General features: G+C 73.0%; 11 protein-coding genes. 9 read left to right on the top strand and 2 right to left on the bottom strand.

The window, feature by feature from the left end; all coding sequences use genetic code 11:
* Nucleotides 1-66: 66 nt before the first annotated feature.
* Both OHA65_RS08815 and OHA65_RS08810 read left to right on the top strand, forming a co-directional pair.
* Nucleotides 67-582, top strand: coding sequence for a sigma-70 family RNA polymerase sigma factor (locus OHA65_RS08815; RefSeq protein WP_327282574.1), 516 nt, complete (start codon nt 67-69; stop codon nt 580-582).
* A gap of 37 nt (nt 583-619) precedes the next feature.
* A complete protein-coding gene (locus tag OHA65_RS08810; protein WP_327282573.1) occupies nt 620-1,126 on the top strand; it encodes a GNAT family N-acetyltransferase in 507 nt (168 codons plus the stop codon).
* Nucleotides 1,127-1,227: 101 nt separating this feature from the next.
* Here the strand turns inward: OHA65_RS08810 and OHA65_RS08805 are convergent, their stop codons facing one another.
* Together OHA65_RS08805 and OHA65_RS08800 are read right to left on the bottom strand one after the other, a co-directional pair.
* Nucleotides 1,228-1,671: a hypothetical protein gene (locus OHA65_RS08805; RefSeq protein WP_327285579.1), complete on the bottom strand. Its 444-nt coding sequence runs from the start codon at nt 1,669-1,671 to the stop codon at nt 1,228-1,230.
* A gap of 7 nt (nt 1,672-1,678) precedes the next feature.
* Entirely contained in the window at nt 1,679-2,047 is a 369-nt protein-coding gene (locus OHA65_RS08800; protein ID WP_327282572.1) for a hypothetical protein, read from the bottom strand.
* Between the two features lie 591 nt (nt 2,048-2,638).
* Here OHA65_RS08800 and OHA65_RS08795 point away from each other — a divergent pair.
* From OHA65_RS08795 to cobA, 7 genes are all read left to right on the top strand, one after another.
* Nucleotides 2,639-3,685: an ATP-binding cassette domain-containing protein gene (locus OHA65_RS08795; RefSeq protein WP_329313047.1), complete on the top strand. Its 1,047-nt coding sequence runs from the start codon at nt 2,639-2,641 to the stop codon at nt 3,683-3,685.
* Nucleotides 3,682-4,350 (top strand): methionine ABC transporter permease, encoded by a 669-nt coding sequence (locus OHA65_RS08790; protein ID WP_327282570.1) that lies wholly within the window; start codon nt 3,682-3,684, stop codon nt 4,348-4,350. Before OHA65_RS08795 ends, OHA65_RS08790 begins: the two co-directional genes overlap by 4 nt.
* Before the next feature lie 120 nt (nt 4,351-4,470).
* Nucleotides 4,471-5,334 carry a MetQ/NlpA family ABC transporter substrate-binding protein gene (locus OHA65_RS08785; RefSeq protein ID WP_327282569.1) on the top strand — a complete coding sequence of 288 codons (864 nt, stop codon included), beginning with the start codon at nt 4,471-4,473 and terminating at the stop codon, nt 5,332-5,334.
* 152 nt (nt 5,335-5,486) lie between these two features.
* Entirely contained in the window at nt 5,487-6,200 is a 714-nt protein-coding gene (locus OHA65_RS08780) for a GNAT family N-acetyltransferase (RefSeq protein WP_329313045.1), read from the top strand.
* An 82-nt stretch (nt 6,201-6,282) separates the two neighbouring features.
* Entirely contained in the window at nt 6,283-7,503 is a 1,221-nt protein-coding gene (gene cbiE / locus OHA65_RS08775) for a precorrin-6y C5,15-methyltransferase (decarboxylating) subunit CbiE (RefSeq protein WP_327282567.1), read from the top strand.
* 288 nt (nt 7,504-7,791) lie between these two features.
* On the top strand, nt 7,792-11,058 hold the full coding sequence (gene cobT, locus OHA65_RS08770; RefSeq protein WP_405761703.1) for a nicotinate-nucleotide--dimethylbenzimidazole phosphoribosyltransferase: 3,267 nt from the start codon (nt 7,792-7,794) through the stop codon (nt 11,056-11,058).
* Between the two features lie 157 nt (nt 11,059-11,215).
* Complete coding sequence (gene cobA / locus OHA65_RS08765) at nt 11,216-12,433, top strand: uroporphyrinogen-III C-methyltransferase (protein WP_327282565.1); 1,218 nt, start codon at nt 11,216-11,218, stop codon at nt 12,431-12,433.
* The last annotated feature ends 26 nt before the right edge of the window (nt 12,434-12,459 follow it).

The following is a 12,459-nucleotide window of genomic DNA, read 5'->3' as shown; positions in this document are numbered from 1 at the left end:
ATCACGTACGGGTGGGCTGTGCCGGGCCGGGAAACCGCCGGGCACGGCCCGCGCGTCCCGCCCGGCATGGACCTGCTGAAGGACTCCGACCTCCTGAACGAACTGGGCCCGCTGCTCTCCGCCGAGGCGGCCGCGGAGGCACCGGGCGCCGGAGTGGAGGCGGCCGACCTGGAACAAGCCGTCTGGGTCAGGCTGCTGGAACACGGCCCCGCCCCCGCCGAGCCCGCCCGCTGGCTGCGCAGGGCCGTGCGCGCGGAAGCCCGCCTCGCCCGCCGCCGTGCCCGCCGCGAGATCCCGTACGGAAGCCGGCCCGGGAGCGCGGGCGCCGAACCCGAAGACGCCCTGCTGCACGGGGAGGAGAACCGGGCGCTCCGATCGGCCGTCGCCCGATTGCCCGGACGGTGTCCGGAGCTCATGAGGGCACTTCTTTCGCCCAGAGACCTCACCTACCGTGAAATCGCAGGAGAGTTGGGTATCTCACAAGGAAGTTTAGGGCCCGTGCGTTCCCGATGCCTGGGATGTCTGCGCAGAATGCTCGCGTCAGAGGTTGCGGCTCCTCGCCTTCGGGGAAGGGAGCGGTAGACCAACGGGCTACCAGGTGAGCGGGAGGCATGCGCACATGGGCATGAGCGTGACCATTTCGGCGGCAGCTGCCGAGGACACTGAACAGATCCTCAAACTGCAGTACCTGGCGTTCCAGCGCGAGGCCGAGCTGTACGGCAACTACCTCATCCAGCCGCTCACCCAGACCCTGGACTCCCTCAAGGCCGAGCTGGAGTCGGACACCGTGCTCGTGGCCCGGCTCGGCGACGAAGTGGTCGGGACCGTGCGCGGCAGCGTCGACGAGGATGGCACCGGCAAGATCGCCAAGCTCTGCGTCCACCCGCGCCTGCAGGGCCACGGGCTCGGCGCCCGGCTGCTGCGCGCCGTCGAGGAGGCCCTCGCGGGGCACCGCGAGACCACCCGCTTCCGCCTGCACACCGGCCACAAGAGCGAGTCCAACCTGCGCCTCTACCGCAAGGCCGGCTACGTACAGGTCGGCGGCCGCACCGCTTCCGACGGCGTGCGCCTGGTGATCCTGGAGAAGGAGGCCACCGACGCGGCCGACTTCGCGGTCAGTGCCTGAAGCTCAGTGCCTGAAGCTCAGTGCCTGAAGCTCAGTGCCTGAAGCTCAGTGCCTGAAGCTCAGTGCCTGAAGCTCAGTGCCTGAAGCTCAGCGCCTGAAGCTCAGCGCTTGGCGCGCAGCCAGAGCATCCCGGTGATCGGCAGGATCACCGGGATGAACAGGTAGCCCATCCCGAAGTCCGACCACACGGTCGAGTCCGGGAAGGCCTCGGGTCGCACCAGCGTCCAGGTGCCCACGGCCAGCACGCCGGTCAGCTCGGCGGCGCAGCAGATGCGCGCCGCCTTGCGGGCCGTCTCCCCGCCGCGCACGAGCGAGTACGTGATGAAGGCGTACACGACGGCGGCCACACCGGTCAGTGTGTAGGGGAGCGGGGCCCGGTCGAACTCGGTGGAGATCTGGTAGACCGAGCGCGACACGGCGCCGACCGTGATCACCCCGTACAACCAGACCAGCAGCAGTCCGGGCCCGGAAACCAGCCGCTCGCGCCCGGCGGGAGCCGCGGGTGCGTCGGAAGGGCCGGCGGCGCCGGACGGGTCCGCGGTCATGTCGGTGTCAGGCACCGGGGGTCCCCCAGATGTCGTAGAGCCGTACTTCGAGGACGGCGAGGACGAGCGCGCCCGCGGCCACCGTCACGGAACCCCACTTGGTCCGCTCGGTGAGTGAGAGCAGCCCGGCGGCGGGGACCGCCGCGAAGGCGCCCACCAGGTAAGCCACGAAGATCACCGAGCCCTCGTCGGGCTTGCCGCCGCGCGCCAGCTCGACCACGCCGACGATCAGCTGGGCCAGGGCCAGCAGGGTCACCACGCCCATGCCGATGAAGTGCCAGTCCTTGGTGGGCTGGTCCCGCAGGGCGGCGAATCCGCACCAGGCGGCGAGGGCGAGTGCGGCCGCGCCGAGGGCGACCGTCAGGGCGTCGAGCATGCAGCGAGGGTATTACGGGCCGAAAGACGCGCTGCGCGCGCCCCTGGGCGCGGACCGTGGCCGTGGCCACAGCCCACCCCGCCGCGGAGCCACCCGCGGAGCCACCCGCGGAGCCCGCCGCGGACCGGGTCGTACGGGCCTCCCGACCGTAACGGTGCAGGTCGGCGGGGGTGGTGCCACGGTGTCGGCGGCCGGCCCTGGCTGACCTGGGTCGTCCGGTATGTGGTCGGATTTCGTCCGCTATCCGGACGGCTTTGATCGGTGAAGGGATACGTCTGCTTTACTTGGGCCCATGACCACGACGAGCAGCCGCACCCTTGCGACCGAGGCGACCACGACGCCCGGTGCTCGTTGTATGTGTCGAATGTGCGCCTTCTGAGGGCCCCCCTCCTGCGTCTCGCGCCCCGAAGCGAGACCGGCCGAGCTTCGTCCGCCCCGCCACTGCACAGCAGTACGGACCGGATCGCTCCTTGCCCCGCGCATGCGTGAAAACCGCCGGTAAATCCCGGTTCGACCCGTATCGCGTCCCCAGATCTTTGCCCCGTGCCCGGCACCCCGCTGCGCCGTGCACTCGACAGCGACGGAAATCCTGTGATCACCACATCGGGCCTCACGAAGGTCTACCAGTCCCGTGGCCGCGAGGTCACCGCCCTGGACGGCGTCGACCTGCACGTCCGCGAGGGCGAGGTCTACGGAGTCATCGGCCAGAGCGGCGCCGGCAAGTCCTCCCTGATCCGCTGCGTGAACCTGCTGGAGCGCCCCACCACCGGCACGGTGACCGTCGACGGCGTCGACCTCACCGCGCTGGCCGGCCGCGGCCGCCGCGCCGGCAAGGAGCTCCGTCAGGCTCGCAGCCGCATCGGCATGGTCTTCCAGCACTTCAACCTGCTGTCCTCGCGCACCGTCCAGGGCAACGTCGAACTGCCGCTGGAGATCCTCGGCGCATCCGGCCGCGAGCGCTCCCGCAAGGCCCTCGAACTCCTCGACCTGGTCGGCCTCGCCGACAAGGCCAAGGCCTACCCCGGCCAGCTCTCCGGCGGCCAGAAGCAGCGCGTCGGCATCGCCCGCGCTTTGGCCGGCGACCCCAAGGTGCTCCTCTCCGACGAGGCCACCAGCGCCCTGGACCCCGAGACCACCCGCTCGATCCTCACGTTGCTGCGCGACCTCAACCAGCAACTCGGCCTGACCGTCCTGCTCATCACCCACGAGATGGACGTCGTCAAGACCGTCTGCGACTCGGCCGCCCTCATGAAGCAGGGCCGGATCATCGAGTCCGGCACCGTCGCCGAACTGCTCGCCACACCCGGCTCCGAGCTCGCCGGCGAACTCTTCCCCGTCAGCGGCGCCGCCACCGGCCCCGACCGCACGGTCATCGACGTCACCTTCCACGGTGACGCCGCCACCCAGCCGGTCATCTCCCAGCTGTCGCGGACGTACAACATCGACATCTCGATCCTCGGCGCCGCGATGGACACCGTCGCGGGCCGCCAGATCGGCCGCATGCGCATCGAGCTGCCCGGCCGCTACGAGGACAACGTCGTCCCGGTGGGCTTCCTGCGCGAACAGGGCCTCCAGGTCGAAGCCGTCGACGCGATCGACAACGAACTGGCCGAACTGGTCGAGGATGGTGCCCGGTGACCTGGTCCGAAATGCAGCCCCTGCTCACCCAGGGCACGTACGACACCCTCTACATGGTGCTGTGGTCCACGCTGGTGACCGTCCTCGGCGGGCTGCCCATCGGCATCCTCCTCGTCCTCACCGACAAGGGCGGCCTCCTACAGAACCGGCCGCTCAACAAGGTCCTCGGCGTGATCGTGAACATAGGCCGCTCGCTGCCGTTCATCATCCTGCTGATCGCCCTGATCCCCGTCACCACCGCCGTCGTCGGCACCTTCATCGGCCCCACCGCCATGATCGTCCCGCTCGCCATCGGCGCCATCCCCTTCTTCGCCCGCCTCGTCGAGACGGCCGTCCGCGAGGTGGACCACGGCCTGATCGAGGCGGTCGAGTCCATGGGCGGCGGCGTCCCCACCCTGGTCGGCAAGGTCCTGCTCCCGCAGGCCCTGCCCTCCCTGGTCGCCGCCGTCACCACGACCCTGATCACCCTGATCGGCTACTCCGCCATGGCCGGCGCGGTCGGCGGCGAAGGCCTCGGCTCCAAGGCCATCACCTACGGCTTCCAGCGTTTCGAGACCGGCTTCATGCTCGCCACCGTCGTGGTCCTGATCGCGGTCGTCACCGTGATCCAGCTGATCGGCGACGGTGCGGTACGCCTCCTCGCCCGACGCGGCCGTACGGCCTGAGGCCCGCGGGCCCCACCAGACTTCCCCACCCCAGAGAGCCCGCACTTGTCGTGCTTGGGCCACCACCCGCAAGAACCGCGCACGACCTGCGCACTTGCACCGCAATGAAAGGCACTCTTCGTGCGTAAGAACATCAAGGCCACCGCCTTCGCCGCCGCCTCCGCCGCGCTCGCCCTCGGCCTCACCGCCTGCGGCAGCTCCTCGGACCCGTCCTCCACCAAGGCCGACGGCGGCAAGGCCGACGCGAGCAAGCCGCTCGTCATAGCGGCCTCCCCGAGCCCGCACGCCGACATCCTGAACTTCGTCAAGGACAAGCTCGCGGCCAAGGAGGGCCTCAAGCTGGAGGTGAAGGAGTTCACGGACTACGTGCTCCCCAACACCGCCACCGAGCAGGGCCAGGTCGACGGCAACTACTTCCAGCACAAGCCGTACCTCGACGACTTCAACAAGAAGAACGGCACCCACATCGTGCCCGTCGTGAACGTGCACCTGGAGCCCCTCGGCCTCTACTCCAAGAAGGTCAAGGCCCTCACCGACATCAAGGCCGGCCAGACCATCGCCGTCCCCAACGACACCACCAACGAGGGCCGCGCGCTCCAGCTGCTCGCCGCGAACAACCTGATCACCCTCAAGGAAGGCGCCGGCACCGGCGCCAAGTTGTCCGACATCACCGACAAGAAGGGCCTGGAGTTCAAGGAGCTGGAGGCCGCCACGGTCCCGCGCGCCCTGAACGACGTGGACGCCGCGGTCATCAACGGCAACTACGCCCTGGAGTCCAAGCTCTCGCCCGCCAAGGACGCGCTCGTCCTGGAGAAGGCCGAGGGCAACCCGTACGCCAACTTCCTCGCGGTGAAGGCCGGCAACGAGAAGGACCCGCGGATCGAGAAGCTCGCCAAGCTCCTCAACTCCGACGAGGTCAAGAAGTTCATCGAAGACAAGTACCAGGGCTCGGTCATCCCGGCCTTCGGCGCCCCGCAGGCCTGATCGCCACTGCTGCTCGGCCCCGTACCGCCCGCCGGGCGTGCGGGGCCGAGCGCTGCCCGCTTCCGGGCAACCCGGCCGCCACATCCCCCCGCCGATGCTGCATGCTGTGCCTACGGCCCGCACAAAGGTCCAGCAACGGCATGGAGCTGCGCATGACTACCACCTTCCCGGACGTCACCATCAGCACGGACCGGCTGGTGCTGCGCCCCTTCGACGGGGAGGACGTCAGCGCGCTCGCCGAGATGATGAACGACGAGCAGATCACCGCCTGGACCTCGGTACCGCACCCCTACACCCATGCCGACGCCCACGCCTGGGCCACCCGGCACTCCCACGCGGAGCGCACCGAGGGCAGCGGAATCGTCTTTGCTGTCGCCGAGTTCCTCACCCAGCGCCTCGTCGGCATCGTGCACCTCCAGAACACCAACTGGCGCACCCGCAGCACCGAGGTCGGCTACGTCACCGCACCCTGGGCCCGCGGTGAGGGCTATGCGAGCGAGTCCGTGCTCGCCGTTGCCCAGTGGCTCTTCCGCGACCAGGGCTTCGAACGCCTCGAACTGCGCACCGCCGCCGACAACACCGCCTCCCAGCAGGTGGCCCAGAAGATCGGCTGCATCAGCGAAGGCGTCCTGCGCAACGCGTGGATAGTGCGGACCCAGAACCCCGACGGCTCCTGGGCGGACACCCGCACCGACCTCATCGTCTGGAGCCTCGTCCCCGAGGACATCGAAGACATCGACGACGGGGACGGGTACAACGGCCACGAGGCGTACGGCCGGGACGGGTACGGCCGCGACGGCTTCGGATACGGCCGCGGAGCACAGGCGGACGCGAGCGGCTACGCCGTCGGCGCCGACTGGAGCTGACCCGATGACCAGGTAGTCTCACCGTGCCCGCCGCCCCTGCCGACGAAGCTTCGCCCGCCCCCACCCCAGGAGACTGACGACGATGGCCGACCGGGTCACGGTGATCGGCTGGGACGGCTCGCCCCTGACCGCGGCAGCCCGGTCCGCGCTCTCCGCCGCCACCCTCGTGGCCGGCGCCGCGCACCACCTCGCACTCCCCGAGGTCCCGCCCACCGCCGAACGCATCCGCCTGGGCAGCCTCGGCCTCGCCGCCCGCCGCATCGCCGGCCACCGCGGCACCGCCGTCGTCTTCGCCGACGGCGACCCCGGCTTCTTCGGCGCCGTGCGCACCCTGCGGGCTCCCGAGCACGGCCTGGAGGTCGAGGTCGTCCCCGCCGTGTCCTCCGTGGCCGCCGCCTTCGCCCGCGCCGGCATGCCCTGGGACGACGCCCAGGTCGTCGTCGCCCACCCCCGCACCCTGCGCCGCGCCGTCAACGTCTGCCGCGCCCACGCCAAGGTCGCCGTCCTCACCTCGCCGGGCGCCGGCCCCGCCGAACTCGCCCTGCTGCTCGGCGGGGTCCACCGCACCTTCGTCATCTGCGAGGCGCTCGGCACCGCCAAGGAACAGGTGACCGTCCTCACCTCCGACCGGGCCGCCGACCACAGCTGGCGCGACCCCAACGTCGTCATCGTCATCGGCGGACAGGCGTCCGTCGCCTCCGCCACCTCCTCCGCGGCCGCCGAACCGGCATGGCTCCTCGGCCAGAGCCCCGCCCAGAGCGGTCCCCGCGGCTGGGCCCGCACCCTGCCCGACGGTGGGGAAGGGGAGTCGGCGCAGCTGCGTGCCGCCCAGCTGGCCCGGCTCGGCCCGCGCACCGGCGACCTCGTCTGGGACATCGGCACCGGATCCGGCGCCCTCGCCGTGGAAGCCGCCGCGTTCGGCGCCGCCGTCATCGCCGTCGACGCCGACCCGCGCGCCTGCGAGCGCGCCACCGCCGCCGCCCGCCAGCGGGGCGTACAGCTCCAGGTCGTCGCCGGCCGCGCACCGCACGTACTGGAGGACCTCCCCGAACCCGACGTCGTCCGCGTCGGCGGCGGGGGAGCCGAGGTCGTCGCGGCCGTCGCCGACCGCCGCCCCGAACGTATCGTCAGCCACGCCTCCACCCGCGACGAGGCGGAGGCCATCGGCCGTGCGCTCGCCGAGGGCGGCTACACCGTCGAGTGCGCGCTCCTCCAGTCCGTGGGCCTGGACACCCGTACGTGGGGTGAACAGGACCGTTCCGTCGTGTTCCTCCTGGCAGCCGAACGCCCCGTGAACCGCTAGCGCGGAGGCCGGGGTAGGCTGGCCGATCGTCGTACTGACCTGGCCGTACTGCCCCGGTTTGACCTGGGGTGACGGCACCGCGAGACGCGCGACGTGGCGCAGTCCACAACGGACCGTCGCGGTAATGGCCGCCATGGTGGCGAACGGGCGCGACAATGCTTACTGGTTGTCGCGCAGGGCGTGCGGGAGACGGACGCGTCGCACGGCAGCCCGCACGGCAAAGCCGCCCGGCGGCCTCGTGGGGGGCCGGGCGATCGAAGAGGCAAAACCGATGGGCGAGGGGTACGCATGACTGACACCGGCCAGGTACCGGGCGAGGGTCTCCCGGACGACGCGGGCATGGTGGATCAGCAGGGCATTCCCGCTCCGGTCCAACACCCGGGCCCCGTCCCCACGCCCGTCCAGGGCGGCTACGCCTTCCAGGACCTCGTGGACAACCCGGCCGAGCAGGACGACGAGGAACTGCTGCTGATGCCGAGCGGCCAGGGCGCGTGGAGCGACCCGCAGGTCGTCCCGCAGGCGCCGGTCTTCCCCGTCGAAACCTCCTACGGCGACGCGCCCTACGTCGAGTACTCCGAGGCACCCGCCGCCTACGCGGAGCCCGCCTACCCCGGCTTCCCCGACCCCTCCTACGCCGACGCCTCGTACAGCGCCGGCGCGCACGAGGCCGGCGGCCGCGACTCCGGCGCGCTCGACCTCGGCGGCCTCGTGGTCCCGCCGGCGGCCGCCCAGGCGGCGCCGGCCGCGCCCGTCGCCCCGGCCGCGCCCGCCCGCCGGCCGCTGCACATGGGCCCGCCGGTGCCCGAGGCCACCGGCGGCGTCGTACGTTCCCTCGCCGACCGGGGTCCGGCCGCCGCTCCGGTCGCGCCCGCCGTGCCCGTCGCCGCCGCGGTGAGCGCGCCCGTGGCCCCGGCGGCCCCGGTGGCGCCCGTCGCCGTGGCACCGGTCCCGGTCCAGGTGGCCGGACCGCCGACCCTCGGCCCCGAGTACCTGGACGTCCCGCGCCCCGAAGCCGTCGCCGTGCCGGCCGCCCCGCAGCCCGGCGAGATCCCGCCGCAGGCCGGTGCGCCATGGCCGGCGGAGCCGGTGCCGGCCGCGGTCCCCGAGCCCGTGGCAGCCGCCGGGGCGCCGGTGGCGGCGCCCGGGGTGCCCGTGGCCGTGGAAGCCCCCGCCGCCCCGGAGCCCCCGCAGCCGGAGCCCGCCCCGGAGCCCGCCCCAGAGCCGGTCGCGGTACCGGTCGCGGAGCCGGTCGCGGTACCGGTCGCGGAGCCCGAGCAGGTCGCCGCGGCGGAGCCCGAGCCCGAGCCCGTCGCCGTCGTCGAGCCGCAGCCCGTCGTGGCCGAGGCCGCGCCGGTCGAGGCGCTGGTGGCCGAAGCGCCCGTGGCGGCCCCCGCGCCCGTCGTGCAGGCTCCGGTAGCGGAGGTTCCGGCCCCCGAGCCGCAGCCGCAGCCGGAGGCCCTGCCCGCGGAAACGGTGGCCCAGGCCCCCGCGACCCCCGAGGTCGTCGAAGCAGCCGCCGTCACAGCCGCCGGGCCCGTCGCCGCGGAGCCGGCCGCTGCCGAGGGCCCGGTCGCCCCGGAAGCCGTGGCGGAACCCGTCGTCGAAGCCGTGGCGGTGCAGCCCGAGGTCGCTGCCGAACCCGCTCCCACGGCCCTGCCGGTGGCCGAGCCGGAGCCGGAGCCCGAACCCGCCGCGGCAGCGGCAGCCGAACAGGCGGCCGAAACGGTGGCCGAGCAGGCTCCCGAGGCGGCTCCCGAGACCGCCCCGCAGGCCGCTCCCGAGCCCGAGGCCGCCCCCGAACCCGCCCCGGAGCCCTCCGCGGGCGAGGCGGCCCCCGCGTACGCCGACGCCGAGCGCGAGGCCGTCCTGCGCGTCATGCGCGAGCGCCGCGACATCCGCAACGGCTTCCGCACCGACCCGATCCCGCACGAGGTGCTGCTCCGCGTCCTGGAGGCCGCGCACCACGCGCCCAGCGTGGGCCACTCCCAGCCCTGGGACTTCGTCGTCATCCGCTCGGCCGAGACCCGCCGGACGATGCACGAGCTCGCCCAGCGCCAGCGCGAGGCCTATGCGAAGTCCCTGCCCAAGGGCCGGGCGAAGCAGTTCAAGGAACTCAAGATCGAGGCCATCCTCGACACCCCGGTGAACATCGTCGTCACCGCCGACCCCACCCGCGGCGGCCGCCACACCCTCGGCCGGCACACCCAGCCGCAGATGGCCCCGTACTCCTCGGCCCTCGCCGTCGAGAACCTCTGGCTCGCCGCGCGCGCCGAGGGCCTCGGCGTCGGCTGGGTCAGCTTCTTCGACGAGCGCGAGATGGTCCGCGAGCTCGGCCTGCCGGAACACCTCGAAGTCGTCGCGTACCTGTGCGTCGGCTACGTCGACGAGTTCCCGGAGGAGCCCGAACTGGCGCAGGCCGGCTGGTCGCAGCGCCGCCCGCTGGCCTGGGTCGTCCACGAGGAGACGTACGGGCGCCGCGCGCTGCCCGGCGAGGCGCCGCACGACCTGCTCTCGGAGACGGTCGCCAGCATCCGCCCGCTCGACGCGAAGGCGCTGGGCGAGGCGTGGGAGCGCCAGAAGCGCATGACCAAGCCCGCCGGGGCGCTGGGCATGCTCGAAATCATCTCCGCACAGCTGTCCGGCCTCTCCCGGGTCTGCCCGCCGCCGATCCCGGAGCCGGCCGCGGTCGCGATCTTCGCGGGCGACCACGGGGTCCACGCCCAGGGCGTCACCCCGTGGCCCCAGGAGGTCACCACGCAGATGGTGGCCAACTTCCTGGGCGGCGGCGCGGTCTGCAACGCGTTCGCCAACCAGGTGGGCGCCGAGGTCTGCGTCATCGACGTCGGCGTCGCGGGCGAGCTCCCGGCCACGCCGGGCCTGCTCCCGCGCAAGGTCCGCCCCGGTACGGCCGACCTCTCCACCGGCCCGGCGATGACCCGCGAAGAGGTCGTCGCCGCCATCGAGGTGGGCATCGAGACGGCCCGCGACCTGGTCGCGGCCGGCAACAAGGCGCTGCTCACCGGCGAGATGGGCATCGCCAACACGACCGTCTCGGCGGCCCTCATCTCGGTCTTCACCGGAGTCGACCCGGCGGAGGTCACCGGCCGCGGCACCGGCATCAACGACGAGACGCACGCCCGCAAGGTCGATGTCGTACGGCGCGCGCTGGAGCTGCACCAGCCGGATCCGGCGGACCCGATCGGCGTCCTCGCGGCCATCGGCGGCCTGGAGCACGCGGCGATCGTCGGCCTCCTGCTGGGCGGGGCCTCGCTCCGCACACCGGTCATCCTGGACGGCGTCAGCGCGGGCGCGGCGGCCCTGGTCGCCCGGGCCATCGCCCCCGAATCGCTGTCGGCGTGCATCGCGGGCCACCGCAGTGCGGAGCCGGGGCACGTGGCCGCCCTGAACAAGCTCGGCCTGCGCCCGCTGGTGGACCTGGACCTGCGCCTCGGCGAGGGAACGGGCGCCCTGCTGGCCCTCCCGCTGGTCCAGAGCGCGGCCCGCGCTATGCACGAGGTGGCCACCTTCGACTCCGCCGGCGTCACGGAGAAGTAACCCGGAGACGGGGGGACGGAGGCAGCCGCCGCTCTGCGGGACCCCGCCCCCCACCGGGTCGTATCGTTGACCCGGACAGCGAAACCGCACGTCAGTAGCAGACAAGCCGCTCCAGCGCAGCAGCGGCAAGGACCCGCCGCACAGGAGCCCAACCGCCATGGCACACCCGGCACACCCCGCCTACCCCGTAGGACTCCGCCTCGCCGGCCGCCGCGTCGTCGTCATCGGCGGCGGTCAGGTCGCCCAGCGTCGGCTGCCCGCGCTCGTCGCGGCCGGCGCCGACGTCCTGTTGATCTCCCCCTCCGCGACGCCCTCCGTGGACGCCATGGCCGAGACGGGCGAGATCCGCTGGGAGCGCCGCCGCTACCAGGACGGCGACCTGGACGGTGCCTGGTACGCGCTGATCGCGACCCGGGACCGGGCCGCCAACGACGCCGCGTCCGCCGAGGCCGAGGCCCGCCGGGTCTGGTGCGTGCGCGCCGACGACGCCGAGGCTGCCACCGCGTGGACGCCGGCCACCGGCCGCGTCGAGGGCGTGACCGTCGCCGTCCTGAGCGGCAACGACCCGCGCCGTTCCGCCGCCGTGCGCGACGCCGTCATCGAGGGGCTGCGGGACGGCTCCCTGACCGGCGCCCGCCCGCACACGCCCGGCGTGGCCCTCGTCGGCGGCGGCCCCGGCGACCCCGACCTGATCACCGTCCGCGGGCGCCGTCTCCTCGCCGAGGCCGACGTGGTCATCGCGGACCGGCTCGGCCCGCGCGACCTGCTCGACGAACTCCCGCCGCACGTCGAGGTCATCGACGCCGCGAAGATCCCGTACGGCCGCTACATGGCCCAGGAGGCCATCAACAACGCCCTGATCGAGCACGCGAAGGCCGGCAAGGCCGTCGTCCGCCTCAAGGGCGGCGACCCGTACGTCTTCGGCCGTGGCATGGAGGAGCTCCAGGCCCTCGCCGAGGCGGGCATCGCCTGCACCGTCGTGCCCGGCATCTCCAGCTCCATCTCGGTGCCGAGCGCCGCCGGCATCCCGGTCACCCACCGCGGCGTGGCGCACGAGTTCACCGTGGTCAGCGGGCACGTCGGTCCCGACGACCCGCGTTCCCTGGTGGACTGGGCCTCCCTCGCCAAGCTCACCGGCACCCTGGTGGTCCTGATGGGCGTCGACAAGATCGGCCTGATCGCCGAGGCCCTGGTCCGGCACGGCCGCTCCGCGGACACCCCGGTCGCGGTGGTCCAGGAGGGCACCACCGCCACCCAGCGCCGCGTGGACGCCACCCTCGCCACCGTCGGCGAGACCGTACGGGCGCAGGAGATCCGTCCGCCCGCGGTCATCGTCATCGGCGAGGTCGTCAACGTCGGCACCCCTGCCGCCTGAAACACCCGTGCCCGGCACGGCCGTTG

Source organism: Streptomyces sp. NBC_00045, assembly GCF_045041095.1.
GTDB lineage: Bacteria > Actinomycetota > Actinomycetes > Streptomycetales > Streptomycetaceae > Streptomyces.
Note: the sequence above shows the minus strand (reverse complement) of the source record. Positions and strands in the feature narration are given on the sequence as shown.

Bases quoted from the DNA above. Each gene is read 5' to 3' on its own strand.
- OHA65_RS08815 (WP_327282574.1), top strand. From the start codon at position 67: ATGGACCTGCTGAAGGACTCCGACCTCCTGAACGAACTGGGCCCGCTG.
- OHA65_RS08810 (WP_327282573.1), top strand. From the start codon at position 620: ATGGGCATGAGCGTGACCATTTCGGCGGCAGCTGCCGAGGACACTGAA.
- OHA65_RS08805 (WP_327285579.1), bottom strand. From the start codon at position 1,671: ATGACCGCGGACCCGTCCGGCGCCGCCGGCCCTTCCGACGCACCCGCG.
- OHA65_RS08800 (WP_327282572.1), bottom strand. From the start codon at position 2,047: ATGCTCGACGCCCTGACGGTCGCCCTCGGCGCGGCCGCACTCGCCCTC.
- OHA65_RS08780 (WP_329313045.1), top strand. From the start codon at position 5,487: ATGACTACCACCTTCCCGGACGTCACCATCAGCACGGACCGGCTGGTG.
- cbiE (WP_327282567.1), top strand. From the start codon at position 6,283: ATGGCCGACCGGGTCACGGTGATCGGCTGGGACGGCTCGCCCCTGACC.
- cobT (WP_405761703.1), top strand. From the start codon at position 7,792: ATGACTGACACCGGCCAGGTACCGGGCGAGGGTCTCCCGGACGACGCG.
- cobA (WP_327282565.1), top strand. From the start codon at position 11,216: ATGGCACACCCGGCACACCCCGCCTACCCCGTAGGACTCCGCCTCGCC.